The sequence below is a fragment of the Salinimicrobium maris genome (genome assembly GCF_049680855.1).
In the GTDB taxonomy this organism is placed as follows: Bacteria; Bacteroidota; Bacteroidia; order Flavobacteriales; family Flavobacteriaceae; genus Salinimicrobium.
Genome location: NZ_JBMPGS010000001.1, coordinates 857,201 through 877,225, shown reverse-complemented (window position 1 = coordinate 877,225; position 20,025 = coordinate 857,201). Strand labels below are relative to the sequence as shown.

Annotated in this window: 22 protein-coding genes and 1 tRNA gene; 6 read left to right on the top strand and 17 right to left on the bottom strand. The window is 39.2% G+C overall.

Going from position 1 to position 20,025, the window contains the following annotated elements:
* The first annotated feature begins 2 nt into the window (after positions 1-2).
* From ACOV1Q_RS04145 to ACOV1Q_RS04125, 5 genes are read left to right on the top strand one after another with little or no spacing between them, the layout of a single operon-like run.
* On the top strand, positions 3-845 hold the full coding sequence (locus ACOV1Q_RS04145; RefSeq protein ID WP_424493165.1) for a hypothetical protein: 843 nt from the start codon (positions 3-5) through the stop codon (positions 843-845).
* Complete coding sequence (locus tag ACOV1Q_RS04140; RefSeq protein WP_424493164.1) at positions 842-1,456, top strand: conjugal transfer protein TraK; 615 nt, start codon at positions 842-844, stop codon at positions 1,454-1,456. Before ACOV1Q_RS04145 ends, ACOV1Q_RS04140 begins: the two co-directional genes overlap by 4 nt.
* Positions 1,446-2,375: a conjugative transposon protein TraM gene (gene traM / locus ACOV1Q_RS04135; RefSeq protein ID WP_424493163.1), complete on the top strand. Its 930-nt coding sequence runs from the start codon at positions 1,446-1,448 to the stop codon at positions 2,373-2,375. The genes ACOV1Q_RS04140 and traM overlap by 11 nt, the downstream gene beginning before the upstream one ends.
* Positions 2,372-3,211, top strand: a complete 840-nt coding sequence (locus ACOV1Q_RS04130) for a DUF4138 domain-containing protein (RefSeq protein ID WP_424493162.1) — start codon at positions 2,372-2,374, stop codon at positions 3,209-3,211. The genes traM and ACOV1Q_RS04130 overlap by 4 nt, the downstream gene beginning before the upstream one ends.
* Positions 3,212-3,218: 7 nt before the next feature.
* The gene (locus ACOV1Q_RS04125; protein ID WP_424493161.1) at positions 3,219-3,581 is read left to right on the top strand and encodes a hypothetical protein; all 363 of its coding nucleotides are present in this window, start codon (positions 3,219-3,221) and stop codon (positions 3,579-3,581) included.
* Between the two features lie 88 nt (positions 3,582-3,669).
* Here ACOV1Q_RS04125 and ACOV1Q_RS04120 read toward each other — a convergent pair whose 3' ends face one another.
* The 11 genes from ACOV1Q_RS04120 to ACOV1Q_RS04070 all read right to left on the bottom strand — a co-directional run bounded on the left by ACOV1Q_RS04120 (position 3,670) and on the right by ACOV1Q_RS04070 (position 12,614).
* Entirely contained in the window at positions 3,670-4,191 is a 522-nt protein-coding gene (locus ACOV1Q_RS04120; RefSeq protein WP_424493160.1) for a hypothetical protein, read from the bottom strand.
* Between the two features lie 113 nt (positions 4,192-4,304).
* The gene (locus ACOV1Q_RS04115; RefSeq protein WP_189603395.1) at positions 4,305-5,885 is read right to left on the bottom strand and encodes a type IV secretory system conjugative DNA transfer family protein; all 1,581 of its coding nucleotides are present in this window, start codon (positions 5,883-5,885) and stop codon (positions 4,305-4,307) included.
* 13 nt (positions 5,886-5,898) lie between these two features.
* A complete protein-coding gene (mobB, locus tag ACOV1Q_RS04110; RefSeq protein WP_424493159.1) occupies positions 5,899-6,951 on the bottom strand; it encodes a MobB family relaxase in 1,053 nt (350 codons plus the stop codon).
* A gap of 11 nt (positions 6,952-6,962) precedes the next feature.
* Entirely contained in the window at positions 6,963-7,343 is a 381-nt protein-coding gene (locus ACOV1Q_RS04105; protein WP_189602826.1) for a BfmA/BtgA family mobilization protein, read from the bottom strand.
* Positions 7,344-7,773: 430 nt separating this feature from the next.
* On the bottom strand, positions 7,774-7,971 hold the full coding sequence (locus ACOV1Q_RS04100; protein ID WP_424493158.1) for a hypothetical protein: 198 nt from the start codon (positions 7,969-7,971) through the stop codon (positions 7,774-7,776).
* Positions 7,972-7,982: 11 nt separating this feature from the next.
* The gene (locus tag ACOV1Q_RS04095) at positions 7,983-8,432 is read right to left on the bottom strand and encodes a JAB domain-containing protein (protein WP_168025956.1); all 450 of its coding nucleotides are present in this window, start codon (positions 8,430-8,432) and stop codon (positions 7,983-7,985) included.
* Positions 8,433-8,505: 73 nt separating this feature from the next.
* Positions 8,506-8,862, bottom strand: a complete 357-nt coding sequence (locus ACOV1Q_RS04090; RefSeq protein ID WP_189602817.1) for a single-stranded DNA-binding protein — start codon at positions 8,860-8,862, stop codon at positions 8,506-8,508.
* A 1,085-nt stretch (positions 8,863-9,947) separates the two neighbouring features.
* Positions 9,948-10,020: transfer RNA gene (locus tag ACOV1Q_RS04085), tRNA-Met, on the bottom strand.
* Positions 10,021-10,078: 58 nt separating this feature from the next.
* Positions 10,079-10,432, bottom strand: coding sequence for a SpoIIAA family protein (locus ACOV1Q_RS04080; RefSeq protein ID WP_424493157.1), 354 nt, complete (start codon positions 10,430-10,432; stop codon positions 10,079-10,081).
* An 80-nt stretch (positions 10,433-10,512) separates the two neighbouring features.
* Complete coding sequence (locus ACOV1Q_RS04075) at positions 10,513-10,695, bottom strand: CPXCG motif-containing cysteine-rich protein (RefSeq protein ID WP_424493156.1); 183 nt, start codon at positions 10,693-10,695, stop codon at positions 10,513-10,515.
* A 5-nt stretch (positions 10,696-10,700) separates the two neighbouring features.
* Positions 10,701-12,614, bottom strand: coding sequence for an ABC-F family ATP-binding cassette domain-containing protein (locus ACOV1Q_RS04070; protein ID WP_424493395.1), 1,914 nt, complete (start codon positions 12,612-12,614; stop codon positions 10,701-10,703).
* Positions 12,615-12,669: 55 nt separating this feature from the next.
* Here ACOV1Q_RS04070 and ACOV1Q_RS04065 point away from each other — a divergent pair, with 55 nt between their 5' ends.
* Positions 12,670-13,071, top strand: coding sequence for a DUF983 domain-containing protein (locus ACOV1Q_RS04065; RefSeq protein ID WP_424493155.1), 402 nt, complete (start codon positions 12,670-12,672; stop codon positions 13,069-13,071).
* Here the strand turns inward: ACOV1Q_RS04065 and ACOV1Q_RS04060 are convergent.
* From ACOV1Q_RS04060 to ACOV1Q_RS04035, 6 genes are all read right to left on the bottom strand, one after another.
* Positions 13,061-14,119, bottom strand: a complete 1,059-nt coding sequence (locus ACOV1Q_RS04060) for an NAD(P)/FAD-dependent oxidoreductase (protein ID WP_424493154.1) — start codon at positions 14,117-14,119, stop codon at positions 13,061-13,063. The genes ACOV1Q_RS04065 and ACOV1Q_RS04060 overlap by 11 nt on opposite strands.
* Before the next feature lie 70 nt (positions 14,120-14,189).
* Positions 14,190-15,080 carry a type IX secretion system ring subunit PorN/GldN gene (porN, locus tag ACOV1Q_RS04055; protein ID WP_424493153.1) on the bottom strand — a complete coding sequence of 297 codons (891 nt, stop codon included), beginning with the start codon at positions 15,078-15,080 and terminating at the stop codon, positions 14,190-14,192.
* Positions 15,081-15,091: 11 nt separating this feature from the next.
* Entirely contained in the window at positions 15,092-16,630 is a 1,539-nt protein-coding gene (porM, locus tag ACOV1Q_RS04050; protein WP_424493152.1) for a type IX secretion system motor protein PorM/GldM, read from the bottom strand.
* A 52-nt stretch (positions 16,631-16,682) separates the two neighbouring features.
* Positions 16,683-17,327: a type IX secretion system motor protein PorL/GldL gene (gene porL / locus ACOV1Q_RS04045; protein ID WP_424493151.1), complete on the bottom strand. Its 645-nt coding sequence runs from the start codon at positions 17,325-17,327 to the stop codon at positions 16,683-16,685.
* Between the two features lie 60 nt (positions 17,328-17,387).
* The gene (gene porK / locus ACOV1Q_RS04040) at positions 17,388-18,746 is read right to left on the bottom strand and encodes a T9SS ring complex lipoprotein PorK/GldK (RefSeq protein ID WP_424493150.1); all 1,359 of its coding nucleotides are present in this window, start codon (positions 18,744-18,746) and stop codon (positions 17,388-17,390) included.
* Positions 18,747-18,861: 115 nt separating this feature from the next.
* Positions 18,862-20,022, bottom strand: a complete 1,161-nt coding sequence (locus ACOV1Q_RS04035; RefSeq protein ID WP_424493149.1) for a formimidoylglutamase — start codon at positions 20,020-20,022, stop codon at positions 18,862-18,864.
* Positions 20,023-20,025 lie beyond the last annotated feature (3 nt).

Sequence of the window (20,025 nt, the reverse complement as noted above, 5' to 3'; positions counted from 1 at the left end):
AGATGAGTGCTAACATCATTTTAGGAATTGGACTGGAATATGTCGATACGGTTTTCCAGACCATCCAGAACAGTGAATTTTCACAGTACACCTTAGTGGGAATGAAAACGCTCGCTGTGCTCTTTTTCCTTGTGAACATCCTTAAGAAATACAATGAAGGTATTGCCGATAAGGACGGTTATACATGGGGATTGAGTCCCGGGGAACTTGCAAAGAATTTTGCAGTAGTGCTACTGGTAATTTTCTCCACACAAATTTTAGGATTTTTTGATGGAATTCTAGTGGCCATTGAAGATCGTTATCGGGATACGGCTCCTGCTTTGCTTCCCTTGCAGATGCAGGACATCCCCATTGAAGAAGATGTAAGCATCGTGGATGCGGCAAGAAAAGCTATGGCATTACTTTACGAAGCATTAGTAACTCCACTTTATGGATTTAAATTCTTTGCATTTATAATTAGCTTGTTTCTCTGGTTATTGGACCTGTTCATTTACCCCTTATTTTTGGCTGAACGTTACTTTTTATTGGGATTGATGCAGGCTTTTTTTCCACTGGTCATAAGCCTGGCGGTGTTTGAGAAGTTTCGTTCCCTGGCATATAATTTCTTCAAGTTATATGCCGCAGTCTATATGCTTGTACCTGCATTTTTCCTGGTAAACGTTTTTATCAATGCAATTTACACAGAAATTAATACCAACTTATGGACAAACCTGTTCGGTACTGACGTGGGTAGTGGTTTTTTTGCCCCGGTAGTTGAACTGGGATCTATCGGGTTTATAGTTTTTCTCAAGTTTAAACTTTACAGGCGAGCAACTTCTTTCACCCTAAGACTGTTCACATCATGAAAACACCTTATCAAAATATATGTGCCGTGTTAAAGCTAAATAGGTTTGTAGTTATTGCTGTAGTTATTTGCGCATTCTCTTCGAGCATCTTTTCAGGATGGATAGCATTTTCAATTCATAAAAGAGCACTGAACAGTGCCTTTGCGGTTAATACAAACGGAGAGGTAATCCCGTTAAAACTGGTTTCCCAAAAAGAAAACTTCAGGGTGGAAGCACTGGCACATTTGGAGTTGTTTCATAATTACTTCTATAACATCGATGCCAGCAATTATGAAAAAAACCTGGAAAAAGCGCTTTGGCTGGGAAACAGCTCTGTCGACAACCTATACCGGCAGAAGAAAGCTGATGGTGTTTACAACAGGTTGATTCAATATTCCCTGGTGCAAAAGGTACTTAGTATAAATTCTGAGGTAGCCGAACAAGCAGGAACTTACAGCTTTAAAAGCACTACCATTTTTGAAATCAACCGCGGATCTGTAATCGATACTTATGAGCTGGTTTCCACAGGAAACTTGATCACTGTAGACCGGAACTTTCCCAACAACCCTCACGGGTTGCTTATCACTAATTACTTTGAAAACACTTTAAAGAAACTAAATAATGAAAATTGAAAAGAATAAAATAGTGTTTGGGGCTGTAATCGCAGTAATACTCCTATTTCTAATTTCCTATTCGCTAATGATTATGGGCGATGACGAAAGTGAGAGCCAAAATTTGAAACAAACTTTGGTTCCTGAACTGGAACAGGAATCAAAGGAATACGATTCCAAACTTGATGCTATAAATGATTTGAGGGAAGTACGGGAAACCAATGCTCCCAGTATTTACGATGAGAAGCTGATAGATTCCCTGGGTTTCTATGACAGAGAATTAACCGAAAAGGAAAAGGAAAGGATTGTTGACAGTATCTATGAATCTGGACGTATAAAATATTCAGAAGGAATAGACCAGGAATTCACGCCAGAACAAAAGCTTTCCACTCCCACTCCTCAATTAGAAATTGAGGAGATAAAGCAGGAACATAAAATTGAAGCTAAGGAAATGGGACTGGAGCATCAACTGTTCTTTGCCTCCTCCCCTACTTCAGACAATAGGCTTGTTGCAGCGGATAGCCATTCGGTTGTATATGCTGTGGTCGATGGGAACCAGGTCGTAAAGACCAATTCTCGCCTCCGAATGCGCCTGACATCGACAGCTAAGATCAATGATCAATGGATTCCTAAAAATACTATTGTCTATGGCTTTATCAATTTTAAACCTAACAGGACATTGGTCGAAGTTAAAAATATAGACCATCATCCGGTAAACCTGAAGGCTTTCGACCTCCAGGATGGCAGCGAAGGTATTTATGTGGTAAACAGTTTCCGGGCTGAGGCAACCAGTGAGGTTCTGGATGATATCATACAGGACATAAATATTCCAAGTGTGCCACAAATTAGTGGAATAACCAAGGTTCTTAGGCGCAATAACCGGAACGTCAAAGTAACCGTCCTTAATGATTACAAACTAATTTTAAAATCTGAACTATGAAAACTAATATTTTATTCCTCCTGTTTTTCACCTCTTTTGCATTTCGTCCTTGTTTGGCTCAAGAAAGAAAAATCCTCGACACCATTTTTGCAAATGACCAAAAAAATGTGGCCCTGTTCTTTCCGAAACCTATACGGCAGGGAATAACAGGTTCTGACAATTTTGTTTTTACTTATAACCGGGAAGCGGAACAACATTTCGGACTCTTACAGGCCACGCCTGGAAAAGAAAGTAATCTTCTGGTAGTCAGTTCAAATGGTTCGGTTTTTTCGTATATTGTAAAGTATAAGGAACAGCTTAATCAGCTGAATTATTTTGTTTTAACATCTGATACTATCGGCAATGAAAAGCCTGTGGTCATTGATGAATCGGAGGTAAATAAGGAAGAGCTTAAAGAAAGGGACAAGACCTACTATTATGACAAATTTTGTTCCTTTCTGGTTAATCGAACACAAAGAATAGGACGATTAAAAAAGCGAGATCAGAATATTGTGTTAAGCGTTGAAAATATAGTATTTGATAAAGAAGAGCTCTATTTCGTTATCCAGATCGAAAACAAATCATCCCTGGATTATGATGTGAATTTCCTGAATTTCGGAATTGAGACCAGGCAAAAAGGAAAAAGGAAATCCTCCCAGACCATTTATCAAGAACCTGTATTTAGATATGGTATGCCCGCTAGAATAAAAGAAGGTGAAACAGAAAAAATGGTCTATGTGCTACCTAAATTTTCTTTGGGAGATGACCGCAGGGTCATTCTTGAACTGAGCGAAAAAAACGGTGGGAGAAATATTAAATTAAAAGTACCACATAAATATATCAATAACCCTAATTAAAAATGTCATGAAAAAAGTTCTTCTATTTTCTGTCATTATAGCCCTGGTAGCGTGTAGTGATAAAGAAATGACCCATACCGAAACTGCAAAAATTGTTGCGGAAAGTTTTTACCACAACGACACTGCTACCCTGGAAAAACACACAACCACCGAAAGTTATGCTATTTTATCAAGCCTCCAGGGATTGTTTGCAGAAAATGAAAGCTCCGAAATCAATTTTGCAGTCATTGAGGATACCATTGATGGTGACGCAGCCTGGGTTCGCTATTCCACTTCGTTCGAAGAAAAACCGAGCGTATTCAAATTGGTTAAAGAAGATGGGCAGTGGAAGGTAACAGAGCAGAAACCACGGGAGGAAGTGCCTTTTTAATTTTAACCTTTGCTATCCGATTTTCGATTGCTATGATTTTAAATTACATTAGTGGACCTAAATATTAGAAACCCTCCACTTTATGGAATTAGAAATCCGACCTTATTAATCTGTTTAAATATTCTTCAAGCGATATACCCTGATAACCGATTGTAAATAAAACTGTACTTTCCTCAATAGCACGCGCTGACAAAGCTTTTTCAAAAAATTTCTCAGGAAGAATTTTTTCGGCTATTACACTCTTAGTGGCATAGTAAGGAAAATTGAGGTAAGTATGTTTTGTAATCACCTCTGTATTCATTTTACCGTAAAGTTCAAAAGTTTCATTGACAAGTTCTTGGTCGCTTGCTTTCAACTCCTTATAGTAATTCTTATTGATATTAAGAGTATAACTTTTTTCGGCTGTAACCAACCAGTTATGCTTAACCATTGCAACAAGATCCGCTTTTAAAGAATAAGAATAACAACCAAATCTATAAGGCATAAATTCGTAGTCGGGTTCTTTTTGCATTTGAGTCAACAAAAACATAAGTTTCTGAAGACGTGTACTTTCCAATCCTTCTTTGAACTTCTCCAACAACGCAAAAACTATTTTTCTTCTATAAAACATCTTGTAAAATTACCGAATATAAAAACCTTGTAATAATTTTTTCGCACTTATCCACAATACAATCATCAAATCTACTGTCTTCTCATTAAGCTAGATAATTTTGGGTTATTTTTTTAATCAAAAATAGATCTTGCTTCACCATAGATCCTGTCAAAGTTAGCTTCTAAATCAGCTTTGGCAAACATCTTTGTCTCTTGTGGAAGCTCCCTTTCAATTTCTGATAACTTAAACTGTACCTTTTTATCCTCCCCATCCGCATAGGTAATAAATTCCCCCTGCCTTAATCGGAAAAAGGCATCAGCCCGTATTTTTGGGATTTCCCGTTCCCCGGTGGTAATGCGAGTATCAAAATCAAGACTGTAACCACGGTTGATACTGGTTGTTTCCTTTTTGACGATCTCAAAAAAGCGTTCATAATATTTAGCGGTGTCCGGGTCATTGACCTTCCCAAAGAACTGATATGAAAGGTTACTTAAAATAGCTTTACTGGCCTTATCACCATACATCATATCATTCTGAATCTTGTCCTGCATTACATAAACAGTTGCTATATCATAACTTCTTAATGTCGCCGGAATGCGGTGCATATTTAACAACCGAATGGTTGGTGCTTCTTCCATTAAAAGAAAGGAAGAATTTGAGTTACGCACACTCATTTGCTTTATAATCGTGTGGATTATAGTGGCAATCACAGGTGAATAAGAGGTCTCAAATTTAGGATTGTTCACTACTGAAATCACAGCAGGATTTTCCGGATTATTAATATTTAATGGCACTTCATCTGCAGAAAGGGCCATAAAAATATTTTGTGTGCTTATGCGTTTCAGAGCATTGGCCAGGGTACTTTTCACTCCTGCGGTCTGTCTTTCGGAATCTTTGCCGCTAATGAAAGCATCTGCCATGGCTCTGGAGGTGGTATTGGTCTCTAAAAACTTTATGAGACTATCCGTATCCAAATATTGATAGATGGCGATTAGATGGGGTAAGGTGCAGAATTTAGGATAGGATGTTTTCAGTTTCCAAATCAATCCGCCTATCAAACCTTCAGCTGCATCGTTAAAAAATTTCGAGGTTCCCGTGGTTCCCGATTCCCGCTGTTCCAGAAGATTTTCAATAAGTACCCGGGAAATTTCATTTACACTTTCTTCGTTTTCGAGATACCGGGGTGCAATGGGGTTTACCCTATGAATAATTTTGTCAAAGGAGATTATACGAAAAGGAATATCCGAATTTTTAAATAACGGGTACGCCATTTCGGTAAGTTCAAAATCCTTATAATCGTGAATAACCCCACAGAAATCATGTTCCTGGAAATGTTTTAAAAATCCGTAAACGACGCTTTCGGTTTTTCCACTTCCGGCAGACCCAATAATGGATGCACCACGTTTGATGTTTTCAATTTTAAAACTTTTCTTGTCTGTTTTAAAAGTTACCCGATATTTTTCAGAGGTATTTTGCTTTAAATCCGGTTTATGCAGAAAAACGTAAAATACCGTATTGACCAACAATAAAGGACAACCTAAATAAAGTAGTGCTTTTATCGTATTATGCGGATAATACAAATAGGCTATCAGTCCCAAAAGCAGCACAGTATTTATGAAAAAGGCATATTTGGAAATCCGATATAGTCCATAAAATACTGAAGCTGTCAAAACGATAATTAAGAGTATATGTAGGGGATTGGTTAGTTGCATCATTGTTTTTCCTTTAGATACCTATTGAACTTGATTTAATAGCCACTTCCACACCACGGCGCAGGCGGTTGAATACTTTCATTGCCAGTTGTGCCTGTGTAACCGGAATACTTGGTAGCATTGGAACACCACTTTCCTTCATAATTTTAAAAGCAATCGCCCTTTCATTGGTGGGCAATTTCATCAGCGATGCAAAATATATTTTAGGATTTTTGATGAAATCCTTTCGGGCCTTATAGGTCTCGGCAAAGTTTCTTTGATAGACAAAAGTCCTGTCAAAGGTCTTTTCTGCCCGGTCAAAAAATTGATCACGGTCAAAGCCCCGTTTTACATTCTTACCATGCATCTGGACTTCCGAGGCCTTATGCTTGCTCCCAGGAGAAAGACTGAAAGTATTGGATGCATCCTTTCTGCTTACGATGATATGGATATGGCTTTGATTTCCTGCCTTTGGCATCCCCTGGACAATTCGCTTCCCGTCCTGTTGGTGCGGAGCTTCCTTTTCCAATCGGTCAATTTTATTCTGCAATAGTTTGATATTGCCTTCAGCTCGCCCCTCTTTAATGTTTCTGATTTCTGTTTTGAGCTGCAATATTTTGGTAGCAAAGGGTTGGTTTTCCCTAATCTGCCAGTCCGTTCCCTTAAAAGTTCGTTGGTGTTCTATTTTGGCGTAATATTTAATATCATCGATGCTAATCGGTCTTCCGTTGATTTCCCGATTGAAGGTAGCCACGTAGTCCTTCATCAGTTCTCGGGTGTATCTTTTTAGATCCTCGCTGTTGTTCTGTAACCGGTTCAGTTCGTATTTGGAAGGGCTGACCGTAATCGAATAGAATTTCGGTTCTGTCTTTTTGAGTTTGGCACCATTTCCATCAATTTCCTTTACAACTTCATCCGCTGATATTTCAACATCATATTGATTGAAAAAATGTTCCATACCTGCCTTGCCGGCAGGCAGGGCTCCCTGTTCCAGATCCTGGTTTTCCTTCTCCAGGTAGCCCACAAAATCCGCTGAACTTTGCGAGTAATTGTTCCCTAATTTTTGAGGTGTGATGGTAATGTACATAGCTCAAAAATTTACAGTTCATTCTTATTATTTTGCTTTTCCTGAAAACGTACCTCCTTCTTCTCTTCAATAATTTTCTTTTCCAAAATCAACGGTTTCTTTTTAGGTTCTTCGGTTTGAAAAAGGGATTCCAACATTGCGACGGTGGGTTTGGTCTGGCTCTTTTCCATATCCCTCATAATGGCAATCACCGCATTTATACGTTTCTTTAAAGAAGCTTCGATTGTCCTTCCCGTAGGCCCCAATTTTTCCTTTGGGGAAATTTCGTTGTAGAAGAAAAAATCGAGCATTGTTGCCATTGCCTCGGTGTGCGATTTGAAGTGTGTCCTTGAAAATTCCTGAAAACGTTTTGCCGTTTCCTTTTTGAACCTGATGCCGATAAATGAGTCCATAATTGGCCGATTTGTCGCAAATCCTCCCCTAAAAATGGGCGTTCACAGGGCATTTGTCGCAAATTGTGAAAGGTCGGGAATTTTTTATTTTTTCAAGTTGCTGAATATCAGCATTTTGAAAATGAAAAGGAGTGCTTAACATCGCATCGCGTGTTACCCTCTTGCTACTCCTTTTCGTTCGCCACAGGCGAACAAAAATTCCGTACAATTTGGTCAAAAGCCAATTGCCAGTTTCAGGGAAATAATTTCCTGTTATGTATTTTTTTGATGGGTACGGTTATCAGCGAAAGTCAAAAAATGGATAACCCTACGTAAAATTAAATGCTGGAATTCAGCATAATAAAGATAATGATTTTTATTGAACTGAAGACAATTGAACAGAAAAACACCTCCAAAAATTTGGAGGTGCTGGACTATAAAGTTTAGATAATCAGATGTTGAATATGAAAGTATAGGAATATAAATTTCGCAATGTTTCTTCCTCTACCATCGTCTCAAAGCAGGTATAATTTTCTCTTACGTACGTGCGGATATCATTCCCAAATTTTCGTTCCACATCCTTTTTGGAATTCTCCAAAAGTCGGTTTTGGGCTTCTTCGGTCAGGTCTGAAAAATTAAGATAAATCATAAGCTTTCCATTTAAAGGATTCCTTCATCTGCAAAACTGAAATAATTTCCATCAGGTATCAGGATCAAATGGTCCAATACCTTAATATCAAATAATTCCCCTGCCTTTTTAATTTTTTGGGTCAGCCGTTTATCGGGTTCACTCGGTGTCAAGGTTCCGCTCGGGTGATTGTGGACCAAAATAACTGCCGTTGTCAAGCTCTTTAACAGTACGGCAAATAAGATGCGGACATCCACTAAAGTTCCTGTTATTCCTCCGTTAGAGGTTTCATATATTCCTTTTACCTTATTGGCATTGTTGAGCAGCATTATTTTAAAAGTCTCGTGCAGTTCAATAGTATCTTTGTTCCATTGGCTGTAGGCTAAATCTGCAGCACTTTGGGAACAGGTTATCTTGGGAAGCAAATTTGCTTTTAAACTTCCACTATAACTTATCGCGATTTCATTAACTTTGGTTTCCATTATGATCTGATTTAAAAGGTGAATAATGAAAGAGGGCGAGACTTTCGACCGTACCGCCCTCTTTGTTTTTAATTTACTCAATTGAATTATTGCCGTTCTTTACGCCTAACAAAAGGATTTCGTTGGCTTCCACTTCGGTAACATAGCGCTTAATGCCATCGTTATCCTCGTAACTACGGGATTTCAATTTTCCGCTAACTCCAATTTCCTTACCCTTTCCTGCATACTTCTCAATGATTTCTGCAGTTTTTCCCCAGGCGACTACGGTATGCCATTCCGTATTTTGCACTTTTTCGCCCTTGTCGTTTTTGTAATACTCATTGGTGGCAAGTGAAAAACGGGCTACTTTTTTACCGTTTTCGAGGTTGGTAATGGTTGGTTCCTGACCAACGTTTCCAATTAGCTGTACGTGATTTTTGATAGTACTCATAATAAAAGAATTAAAGATTACTTAATAGACTACCTGAACCTTTCAGGCAGTTTCCGTTTATATTTTTTTGAAGCGATTTACTTATTGTATCCTGAGCGTTTTCCTTTTTTTGTTTTTTTGGCCCCGCTTCCTTTCTGATGTTCTTGTACGATTTCATAATGTTCATTTTAGATTTACTTCCCGTAGTGCCGTCGCTGTTACCTTTTTTTGTTGCTTATACATTTTCAATATTTGGAATTGATAAAGACTTATAAAAGGGAGGCACGACCGGTTATGCAGTCTGTTCAACTTCCAAATGTTGGTATTTTGCTTACAAAAAAAGGGAAGGGACAGTGACGGCGCGGAAGTGCGTCTAAAGTCTTTATGTGAAGTACAAAAACATTGGAAGCGGGGCCAAAAGCAAGGATGGAAATCCGATTAAGCGGACTCCATTCCCGATTTGGAATTGGAATGAAGTGCGCTTCCCAGCATAGCGGGAAGCGCTAACGAAATGGAAAGGAGAAATTGGGGATGGTGTCCAAGACTTTTATAGTGAAGCTCTTTCCCCGCAATGGAGCTTTTTCTGCGGAATGAAGTGGGAATGTGCTGAACGGGCTATGAAAAACCGAAATTCTATTCTTAGCAGGGTTTAAAGCGGACTTAATTTTAAAGATGGAGATTGGGAATGTAGCGTTCCTGCCTTTTCGGCAGGGGTAGCGAAATGGAAATCGGAAGCTTTGAAGTTGTGTCCAAGATTTTTTGAATGATCCCGTATTTCCCGTAATGGAGCTTTTTCTGCGGAATTTAGGGGAATGGGCTGAGTGGTTTATGAAAATGAATTATCCTCTTGTAGTAAGATTTATGTCAGATTTGACTCAGAAGAATTGAGAAATGAGAACGGAATACCATCCTAACGATTATATTTCAGAAGAAAACATGTAGGGCAATTGTTTGGTCCTCTAGCAAATCAATAGAATATAGCATCAAATGAATTCAGTTGATAGTAAAAGATATAAAGTTTTTAAAAAAGCCAAATTCTGTACTTATTCTGTACTATATGAAATAAAAAAAGGCTTCACATTTCTGTGAAGCCTTGTCTTTGCTAGTAGCGGGAACAGGACTCGAACCTGTGACCTTCGGGTTATGAGCCCGACGAGCTACCTACTGCTCTATCCCGCGATATTGGACTGCAAATATACAACGGATTTCCTCTCTACCAAAGAAAAAATGAAAAAAATTAATAGGAAATCCAGCTAAGTGCATCGAGTCTATTTTCACTATCGAATACTTTAATCTCCGCCGCGGTTATAAGATCCTTAAAATCAAATGCATTCTTAACCCAGCTTTGATCTGTCACCACCGCAACCTTATTAAATTCTCCTTCGTGATTCAGATTAAATTTTAAATTTCTCAGGAAAGCTCTAAAGGAAAGCTTGTTTCCTTCCTTAAGTTCGAAAAACAAGCTCACCTTACCATGCGCTTCCATTTTAACAGAAACAACAGAGATTAATTTTTTCATTAGGGCGTCGTCAACATCTGTATTAACTGTTACTCCAATGACATTATCTGCAAATTCAAAAGTTGATATCATTCTTTATGTAGATTTGGTTCTCTAATTTAGAGAAAATCTACCTGAGGAGCTACAGGAATATTTCCTAATTACAACTTTCCTTACTGCTCTATACTCTGTACTTGAAACTCCTGCAATTCGTAATTTTCAAATTGTACATAAACTTCTATGGGATTGCAACAAATTTCGCAATCCTCAACATAAGTCTGACGTCTCACTGAAGAATCCAGCAACATGGAAATTTCTTCCCAGCAATAAGGACATTGAAAAAAGTGTTCTATCATAAAGATTATGAAATACTTTCCAGTTCTTCCTGTAGTTTTTCCCAGGAAGACATTAAGTTATCAAGCTCTTTCCTTTTCCTTTGATAATTCTTCAGGTAGTTTGGATCTGACACTGCCTTTTCATAATCTGCAGCCATTTCCGCATCTTTGGTTTTTAATTCCTTTTCCAGCCTGCTAATTTGCGCTTCTGTATTACTAAGCTTGTTTTGAAGGGACTTTGCTTTTTTCTGATCATTATATGCCTGCTTACTGTCGGCATTTTTCGTCTCCACCTTTTGTACCTTATCTCTTTTTTCTATAGCGCGCATATCTTCCACATTGCGCTGCTCAAGATAGAAATCTATATCTCCAAGATATTCTTTGATCTTATGGTTTTTAAACTCATACACCTTGTTCGTAAGCCCCTGCAGAAAATCCCTGTCGTGAGAAACGAGAATGAGCGTACCTTCAAAACTTATCAAGGCGTCTTTGAGAACGTTCTTTGATTTTATATCCAGGTGGTTTGTGGGCTCATCCATTACCAGCACGTTGAAAGGCTGCAACATTAGTTTTGCTAGCGCGAGACGGTTACGTTCTCCTCCGGAAAGTACCCTTACATACTTATCAACTTCATCACCTCTAAATAAAAAGGATCCCAGGATATCGCGCACCTTACTTCTGTTCTTCTCATTTGCGGCATCTATCATTGTGTCGAGCACAGTCTTTGAACCGTCCAAATATTCGGCCTGGTTTTGCGCAAAATATCCTATTTGTACATTATGGCCTAATTTTAAACTTCCCTTATGACTCAAATCCCCCACTATAATTTTAGCCAGGGTAGATTTCCCCTGTCCATTCTGCCCCACAAATGCGGTTTTTGAATCTCTTTCTATGAGAAGATCAATGCCCTGTAGCACATTTTTATCTCCGTAGGATTTACTAATATTTTCTGCTTCCACAACTACCTTCCCGGGCACTACAGACACCGGAAATTTGAGGGTCATTACGCTATTATCATCTTCATCTACCTCAATTCTATCAATCTTATCCAGTTTTTTAATCAGAGACTGCGCCATACTGGCTTTAGAAGCCTTAGCACGAAACTTCTCAATAAGTTTTTCTGTCTGCTGAATCTGCTTTTCCTGATTTTTTTGAGAGGCTAATTGCTGTTCTCTCAATTCTTCCCGTAGAACCAGGTATTTTGAATAGGGTTTATTGTAGTCGTAGATTCTTCCCAGCGAGATTTCAATGGTGCGATTTGTAACATTATCCAGAAACATTTTGTCATGCGAAACAATGACCACCGCACCGGGATAGTTATTCAGAAAAGATTCAAGCCAAATAATAGATTCAATATCGAGGTGGTTCGTAGGCTCATCCAGTAACAGGATATCATTGGACTGAAGCAGGAGTTTGGCCAGCTCGATCCTCATGCGCCATCCTCCTGAAAAAGTATCTGTAAGTTTATCGAAATCTTCTCGGTTAAAACCTAAACCCTGCAATATCCTTTCTGTCTCTCCCTGGTAATTATAGCCGCCGTGAATCTCATATTGATGCTGCACATCATTTAGATCTACCATCAACTGGTGGTAACCATCACTTTCATAATCTGTTCTTTCTGCCAGTTGTGTATTTATCTCCTCCAGTTTCTTTTCCAGCTTTTTAATTTCTTCAAAAGCCTGGTAAGATTCTTCCAGCACAGTCCGGCCTTCAACAAAATCTATATCCTGCTTCAAAAATCCTATTTTGAGGTCTTTATCTGCCGCGATTTGGCCGGTATCGGGTTCCATTTCTTTGGAAAGGATCTTCAGCAAAGTTGATTTGCCCGCACCATTTTTACCAATTAAACCTACCCTGTCTCCTGCTCCCAATCTAAAGGTGATTTCTTCAAAAAGATACTCGCCCTGAAAGGAAACAGATAAGTTATGTATATTTAGCATTCTTCTTCTTTCTTTTTGCAAAGATGCTTAATTTTACTTCGGAAAAAAAGCCATCATGAAGATATTGAATATCCTGAAAGGCAATAAATTGCATAGCATTTTGACAGGCTCCTGCCCCGTTTGCCAGGAGGAAAATATGTATAAAGAAGCAAATCCTTATAAGATTTCCAGGATTTTCGATATGCATGAGCGATGCCCAAACTGCGGCACAAAATTTAAAATGGAACCTTCCTTTTTCTTTGGAGCGATGTATGTTAGCTATGCTGTAGGCGTTGCTTTTGCTGTTCCCGTCTTTATCATAGCCTATTATTTCCTTAACAGCTCCCTGCTAAATTCCTTCTTTGCCATTGTTGCCGCTCTATTCATTTTCATGCCGGTCATCATTAGGTTAAGCCGAAATATATGGGTGAATTTCTTCTTTTCTTACAATAAGAATTATAAACAAACTAAGCCTTAGGATAATGCTTTCTTGTAAAGCGGGCGAGGTCCATTTCCACGGAAATCTCCTTTCCTTCTTCAATCAAAGCCAGTAATTCTGCGGAAGCTGCCGGGGCTGTCAGTACTCCTCTGCTTCCAAAACCATTGCAGCAGTACATATTTTGATGCTCAGGATGCCGCCCTACAACAGGACGCCGATCAATGGTGGATGGTCTTATTCCCACCACCTGATCTACCACTCTAAAAGGCACTGTAATTAGTTTTTCCAGCTTGCTTACCAGTTCCTGTCTTGCTTCGGCAGTTGTCCCTACCGTTTTATCCTTGTTGTTGTACGTCGCGCCAATTTTATAACAATTGTTCCCTAATGGAGATATGAAGATCGAAGCTTTTACCGTCACGTCAAGATCAAGGCCGGGAGCTTCAATGATGATATATTCCCCTTTATTTCCGGGTATTGGAAGATAGTTGAAAAAGGGATTTTTCAGCACCCCAAAACCTTCGGCAAAAATGACATTTTTGGCCCTGATTCCTCTGTACTGAATGTAATCTTCAAAAACCTCTAGATCATTATATGCAAATCTGGACTTCCTGAGTTGCCCATTGCTTTCCAGGTATTCAGCGTAAGAATCCAGCATCTTACGAGTATCAACTCTCGCCGTTCCTACTACCTTTCCAAAGGAATAATCTGCCGGAAGTGCGTCTGCAACATGATTCCTTAGGTTAGTATCGAGAAAGGGGGCGAGACCGGGTTTATCGGCGGCATTAAACCAGTCGTTTTGTTCTTCTACTGAAAAGAATTTTCTGTAGAGTTCGATAGAACTTAAAAAGTTGGTTTTTAGATGAAATTCAAGTTTTCTGTAAAATTGCTTACTCTCCTTTAGTTGTTCATCTGCATTCCAGGCGAGGGTAAACCTTTTTAGAATCACCGGGTTCATCACTCCGCCGGCAACTTTTGAAGAGTTAACAGATGAATCTTCAAAAATGACAAATTTCCTGTTCATTTCTTCCAGCCTGAAAGCTGTACTTGCTCCTCCAAGGCCAAACCCTACAATTATATAATCCAGCATTCCACAAAATTAAAAAATAAAAAAACGCCCTTCCGAAGAAAGGCGTTTATTATTTATGAATGGGAATCTATTAATAATTCCACATATCCTGTTCAAAGTTCCTGATCTGCTCCTTGATTCGCTCTGATTCCAGAAGCTGCATAAACGCATTGTTGCTAATATATTCATTGACACTACGGTCTCCCTGCACATTATCTTCAGCATAAATGGTTCCATGAAACCTGCGGGCATTTAGCAGGTGATCAAAGGAAATGGACTGCGATGAGTTGTTTGGATTAAAAGCATAGGCTTCATTCAACACTTCCCGTGCATCGGGGAACCACACCCAAAATAACTCTACAGGTTGAGCATCGGGGCTGTCAATAAAATTAACATCTGGCGCGACCGGTGCAATACCAAGCAATCTATATTTCAATTCTGCCTGCCGTTTGTCAAAATACCAGTAACCGCGAATGTGATAAGCAACAAGATCTGCCGAAGAAATATCTCTTCTGCTAATAAACTGTTGATCGATCTCTTCTCCCGCGTTGTACTGCTCGATACCAAGATCTGTAGTATCCACTTTTGAAAGAGCGGCCTGTATATCTTTCAGAGTCCTTTTATCATTAAAGTAAGAATCTGCATAAATGTTCTCAATATTACCATTTTTGATATTGGTCACTAAAACATCATACAGCGATCTTCTGGAACCACCTATCTGGCTTGTATCAATTGGATAGTACAACGGAAAATTCACCCGTTCATCAAGGTCTACGACCTCCCATGTTGTTTTCGCCCATAAAACATCTCTTTCATCCACATATCCATACTCTAATGGATCATTCTTACCATACGTTTCCTCTGCCACGGTTGGTGCTCCAATATCTTCTGGCGATTTCGCATTTAAAATGTTTGTTTGACCAAAAGATGATACCGACACAAGCACTCCACACAATCCAATAAATAATCGGTTCCAGTTCATAATTTCATTTTTTAATTTGTTAACTCCACAACCACTGGAGAAACCTGCTTAAGCTTATAATTAGTACCACCGGCAAGCTGCGCTTCTACATCAAATATTTGTACCGTCTCACCGCGACCCGCTCTTCGTAAAGCAGCTTTAGCCGAAGCATCCAGTTGCTGACCTCTCACCTGTACGGTAGGTTGCCCTGGAACTCTAAATTTAAAGCCGGTTACCCTAAGGTCTACATCAAAGTCAAAATCTGGTAATGCAGCACCAATGGTTGCAATTTCCAAAGTGTTACGTTGCATTCTTACAGTTCCCGATTCACCTCTAACAGTTCCTACAGGTCTTGGAATATCTTTTACCCTAAAGGTTTTACTATCACTTACTGGCTCTCCTCCAGGCAATTGACCACTTACATTTATAGTAACCTCACGTGCCTGCAAAGTAGTTACATCCATCACATATTGCCCTGCTCCACCAACAGATCGAAGTCCGGGCGCGTTAGCAGACACATTCCCAACTCCAGGAATGGAAATAGTCATAGGGTTCGCTACCCCACGGTAAACTACATTCATTTTGTCTGCTGATATTACAGCTGAATTAGGCTTTGGAATTACCGCATAAGAACTGGTAACCGGAATCCTTACTATAGAATCTCCCTCCTGAAATTGCAGTTCCCCTGTGATTTTCTGTTCTCCAACATTTCCCGCAGGAAAATCAAGCTGCACCTGTCCTGCAGAAGTGGTTTCCACTTCTCTTCCGTTTATAATAACATTTTCAAACTGTAAACTTTCATCCACACGTCCCAACATTACTCTTCCGGTAAAATTCTCTCCACTGAAAAAAGCAGTTTTATCAGGGATCACAATTGCTGTATAATTCGTCAAAGACACTTCACTTTCTAATTGACCAGAAAGCAACCTGGATAGGATTTCACTTTCCACTGTCTTTACATCATTTTGAATTTGAGTAAATTTTGTCATGGACGCCACCATAGGATATCCTTCAAAATTATAACTCAGCCATGATTTGGTCACACCTTCACTATCCTCAACAGGTTCTGTGCTAAATTTGGTTCTCACCTGTGCGGCAATATCAGGAAATTGTTCCCCTATAAGGGCAATAATATTTTCTCTATATGTATCGATTTGATCCACAAATTCCTTTCCTGCAGCACTGGGGTCTCCACTTTGAAAGAAATATTCATCAAGAGCATCGGTTTTATCCATCGCCTCGTAATCTCTTGGATCATCCACGCTGTTTTCTAACCTCGTCTTAAGCTCTTGCAGATTACTGTTCAGATCATCTGACAATACATCAACCTGCTGAGCTCTTTCGAGTAAAGGTTGAAATTTTGCGGGTTGATCCTGTGCTTTGGTATTTAAACTGGCCAGCAAAGCCGCATTTCGCTCTGTGGTTCTTTCATTTGTTTCTGCAAGACTTTCATTTACCATTCCAAAAGCAGTAAGCACTTCTTTGGACATGTTCAATGCCATCATTGCGATGAAAACCAGGTACATTAGGTTAATCATCTTTTGTCTTGGGGTTTGTTTTCCAGACGCCATTCTTTAGTTTCGTTTAATTTTTAATAAATAGGTTTATTTAATCTTAAACCAACTAAGCTTTTACATGCATCGCAGATAACATTCCACCATATACTCCATTCAGGGAAGAAAGGTTATTTGTCAAAGATTCCATTTGCTCTTTTAATCTTCCGGCATTTTCGGCAACAGCTTCGTTAATTTCCGCCTGACGCGAAGCCGATTCTACCTGAACTTTATACAAGTTATTCAATGATTCCATTTGGTTTGCAGCCAAAGACATTTCTTCGCTGTACTTCTTTTGAGAGGCCATTGCATCTACTGTAGGAGATATGTTCTTAGCGGCACCTTCAAAGTTACGGATGCTTTCACCAAGACTGCTCATCAAACCTGCATCAATTTTTGCTTCTCTTAATAGATCATCAAGTTTTTTTGATAACATACCTTCAGATTGCGTGTCTTCAACAACAACTTCGCTTCTTTTCACAGAAGATTCCCCTCCGGCAAGCTCGGGGTAAACAAGAGACCAGTCTACCTCATCATCCACAGGTTCAAATGCTGAAACTGCAAATACAAGTGCTTCTACAACAAGTCCCAAAATAAGCATCTCGTTACCAAAAGGCCAGTGCATAATTTTGAAAAGTGCTCCAAGAATAACTACGGATGCACCCAAACCGTACACCATGTTCATTAATTTTTTACTTGACCTTGATTGTGCCATAATAATTTAGTTTAGTTCTTTTTGTAATAGGTTATTGATAAATAAATAGAATTGGAAAATTTACCTGGATTGATTTAGGGTTACATCTGTTCCTAAATAATCCTGCACAGTTCTAAAGCCAATGTAACTTCTGGCAGAATCTGCATACTCGTAATCACGGGAGCTCACCTGCAAAAAGTAAGCTACATCTTTCCAGGAACCTCCGCGAACAACTTTTTTCATGTTTGATTCGTCATTCACCGATGGGTTCATTGAAGAAGAATATTCATAAGAAGCCGGGTCGTAGGAAGAGAAAACCCATTCCGCAACATTTCCTGCCATATTATACAATCCATAGTCATTTGGATCGTATGATTTTGCCTCTACAGTATATAAAGCCTGGTCAGCTGCATAATCACCTCTTAAAGGTTTAAAGTTGGCCATGAAACATCCACGATCATTTTTCGTGTAAGGTCCACCCCAGGGATAAGTTGCAGATTCAAGACCGCCCCTGGCAGCATATTCCCATTCAGCCTCTGTTGGAAGCCTGTAAGAGTTCACATTGTGCGTCCCCCTTTTTTTCCTGTATGCATTATGATATAAGGTTCTCCATTGAGCAAAAGCTCTTGCCTGCTTCCAGGAAACGCCCACTACCGGATAATCGCTATAAGCATCATGCCAAAAATAATCGTTATGCATGGGTTCGTTATAGGAATAAGTAAAATCCTTGATCCATACTGTAGTATCTGGATAGATAAGAATTTCTTCCGTCTGAATATAATCTGCTCTTTTACCAGGTTCGTCTCTAGCAGCAGATGAAACATCCATCCAGGTGTATCTGAATTTCAAATGATTCACATCAATAGAGCGCTGTCCATTATATGCCTCCTCTGGGCTAATATACATGGTATCCATAATAGCTGCATAATACTCATCTGGATAATCACGGGTATCCCAAATAATTGGAACATCCTTGTTTATTTTTCGGTTTTCAAAACCTTCTCCCAGACTATAATAATTGTCGTACATGTATTTTTCATATACAGACATGCTTTCAGGATCTGTATCAGCAAATGCATATTCCCCAATGCCGCCGTCGGCTGCAGTCATACCTTGGAATTCGGCTTCCTCAGCCAATTTGATCCTTACAATAGAATCTTTCACCCAGTTTACGAATTGGCGGTATTCCGAATTGGTAATTTCTGTTTCATCCATATAAAAAGAACGTACAGTAACTGTTTTTGGCGGTGCATTTTTAAGGGCTGCGATATCATCATCAGACTTACCCATAATAAAAGAACCCCCAGGAACAAGGGTCATTCCTAAAGGTTTCTCTGGATGCCACTCTTTTCCTTCTGCACCCACCAACTGCCCCTGGTCTCCTCTACCACAACCAACTAGAAAAGTAACAACAGCAACAAGCGAAACAATTTTCCTCATAATTTCTCTCAAAGTTAGGACACTTTAGCTTTAAGGCAGTAAACCTATTTATTTATTTCCTAATAAACAATAATTCACTCTAAATACCTCCTGCTAATTCTGTGCAAATATATATTTAAATTTCGTTTTTCCTCTTCGTTTTGTACCAGCGTTCAGGTAAAATTTGATTGCAGGCATCTATATAATCCTCTTTTGTGCAAGGTAATAACGTATGTCTTTTCAATTTATTATTGAAATTTGAACTATACGGAATTTCAATCCACCACCTTCCGCTTAGCGGACTTTTGTAAAAAATCAATACCTCATCGTCTATGGGTACCTGGTACTTTATAAACTCCTGTTTAGCCGAAATAGTATTTTCATTTGTACGGTAATTCACCCCTTCCACAAAGTACCATAACGTTTGGGCTATGAGCATATTGCAGGAAGGATAATTACTTTTAGCCGAAATCTCATAGATACCGAAAGAAGAGACTTTATCACTTATTCCCGCATATCGTGCCAATGCACAAATCTCTTTTCCATCGAATCCATTTGGAGAATTGTGACGGTAATTTCCTACAGCCGCCGTACTTACCGAATTTATATCTATACCTACCAAATTCGCATCCCTCATCACTGGTTCAACCATACTTATATCTCCGGTAACTTCACCAAGACGATAAGCATCAAAAAACAGCTTTTCCATAAGCTCTATCTCATCTTGAGAATTAAAGTACGTCTGGTAACCTAAATTTGAGTAATTAAATAAATTGTAAGGCTTATTTATCACGATCTTCCCTACGTAAGACCTGTTGGAAATAGGTTTTTCTGCATCCCCAAGGTCAAATCGTGGGTCTACGTTGACCAAATTGACCATTTGATCCAGATTATCATAGGCCCTGTATTGCGCATAAATCAAATCCTGACTGCCTCCTAAAATCACCGGAATAATGTCATTTTTGACTAGTTCAGCCACAACAGATTGAACAGCAAAATAGGTGTCTTCTACTGTTTCCCCCTTTTGGATATCTCCAAGATCAGCCACAGAAACGCCCCAATTCCCGGGATATAGCTGATAAAAATTCTGTCTTACTCCATCAAAATTAAAGGGTTCTTCACTTCTCTCAACATCCAGCCTATCCTCCAAAACTCCGAAAAGTGCAACCCGAATTCCTTCAAGATTGGGAAAATTACCCGAAGTATGAATCCTCGTCTGTCCACCAATAGTGTGCAGAGATACTGTAAATTCATCGACTAAAACCTCATTTACCGGGGTAAAGAATTCAAAATCCATTAA

What these genes read in the sequence shown, in the direction of transcription:
- ACOV1Q_RS04115 (WP_189603395.1), bottom strand. Translation starts at nt 5,885, where the DNA reads ATGCAACTAACCAATCCCCTACATATACTCTTAATTATCGTTTTGACA.
- ACOV1Q_RS04125 (WP_424493161.1), top strand. Translation starts at nt 3,219, where the DNA reads ATGAAAAAAGTTCTTCTATTTTCTGTCATTATAGCCCTGGTAGCGTGT.
- ACOV1Q_RS04145 (WP_424493165.1), top strand. Translation starts at nt 3, where the DNA reads ATGAGTGCTAACATCATTTTAGGAATTGGACTGGAATATGTCGATACG.
- ACOV1Q_RS04060 (WP_424493154.1), bottom strand. Translation starts at nt 14,119, where the DNA reads ATGCTGGATTATATAATTGTAGGGTTTGGCCTTGGAGGAGCAAGTACA.
- ACOV1Q_RS04105 (WP_189602826.1), bottom strand. Translation starts at nt 7,343, where the DNA reads ATGGACTCATTTATCGGCATCAGGTTCAAAAAGGAAACGGCAAAACGT.
- ACOV1Q_RS04070 (WP_424493395.1), bottom strand. Translation starts at nt 12,614, where the DNA reads ATGCTAAATATACATAACTTATCTGTTTCCTTTCAGGGCGAGTATCTT.
- ACOV1Q_RS04130 (WP_424493162.1), top strand. Translation starts at nt 2,372, where the DNA reads ATGAAAACTAATATTTTATTCCTCCTGTTTTTCACCTCTTTTGCATTT.
- traM (WP_424493163.1), top strand. Translation starts at nt 1,446, where the DNA reads ATGAAAATTGAAAAGAATAAAATAGTGTTTGGGGCTGTAATCGCAGTA.
- ACOV1Q_RS04140 (WP_424493164.1), top strand. Translation starts at nt 842, where the DNA reads ATGAAAACACCTTATCAAAATATATGTGCCGTGTTAAAGCTAAATAGG.
- ACOV1Q_RS04120 (WP_424493160.1), bottom strand. Translation starts at nt 4,191, where the DNA reads ATGTTTTATAGAAGAAAAATAGTTTTTGCGTTGTTGGAGAAGTTCAAA.
- ACOV1Q_RS04035 (WP_424493149.1), bottom strand. Translation starts at nt 20,022, where the DNA reads ATGGATTTTGAATTCTTTACCCCGGTAAATGAGGTTTTAGTCGATGAA.
- mobB (WP_424493159.1), bottom strand. Translation starts at nt 6,951, where the DNA reads ATGTACATTACCATCACACCTCAAAAATTAGGGAACAATTACTCGCAA.
- ACOV1Q_RS04080 (WP_424493157.1), bottom strand. Translation starts at nt 10,432, where the DNA reads ATGATATCAACTTTTGAATTTGCAGATAATGTCATTGGAGTAACAGTT.
- ACOV1Q_RS04075 (WP_424493156.1), bottom strand. Translation starts at nt 10,695, where the DNA reads ATGATAGAACACTTTTTTCAATGTCCTTATTGCTGGGAAGAAATTTCC.
- porK (WP_424493150.1), bottom strand. Translation starts at nt 18,746, where the DNA reads ATGAGGAAAATTGTTTCGCTTGTTGCTGTTGTTACTTTTCTAGTTGGT.
- ACOV1Q_RS04090 (WP_189602817.1), bottom strand. Translation starts at nt 8,862, where the DNA reads ATGAGTACTATCAAAAATCACGTACAGCTAATTGGAAACGTTGGTCAG.
- ACOV1Q_RS04065 (WP_424493155.1), top strand. Translation starts at nt 12,670, where the DNA reads ATGAAGATATTGAATATCCTGAAAGGCAATAAATTGCATAGCATTTTG.
- porL (WP_424493151.1), bottom strand. Translation starts at nt 17,327, where the DNA reads ATGGCACAATCAAGGTCAAGTAAAAAATTAATGAACATGGTGTACGGT.
- ACOV1Q_RS04100 (WP_424493158.1), bottom strand. Translation starts at nt 7,971, where the DNA reads ATGATTTATCTTAATTTTTCAGACCTGACCGAAGAAGCCCAAAACCGA.
- ACOV1Q_RS04095 (WP_168025956.1), bottom strand. Translation starts at nt 8,432, where the DNA reads ATGGAAACCAAAGTTAATGAAATCGCGATAAGTTATAGTGGAAGTTTA.
- porM (WP_424493152.1), bottom strand. Translation starts at nt 16,630, where the DNA reads ATGGCGTCTGGAAAACAAACCCCAAGACAAAAGATGATTAACCTAATG.
- porN (WP_424493153.1), bottom strand. Translation starts at nt 15,080, where the DNA reads ATGAACTGGAACCGATTATTTATTGGATTGTGTGGAGTGCTTGTGTCG.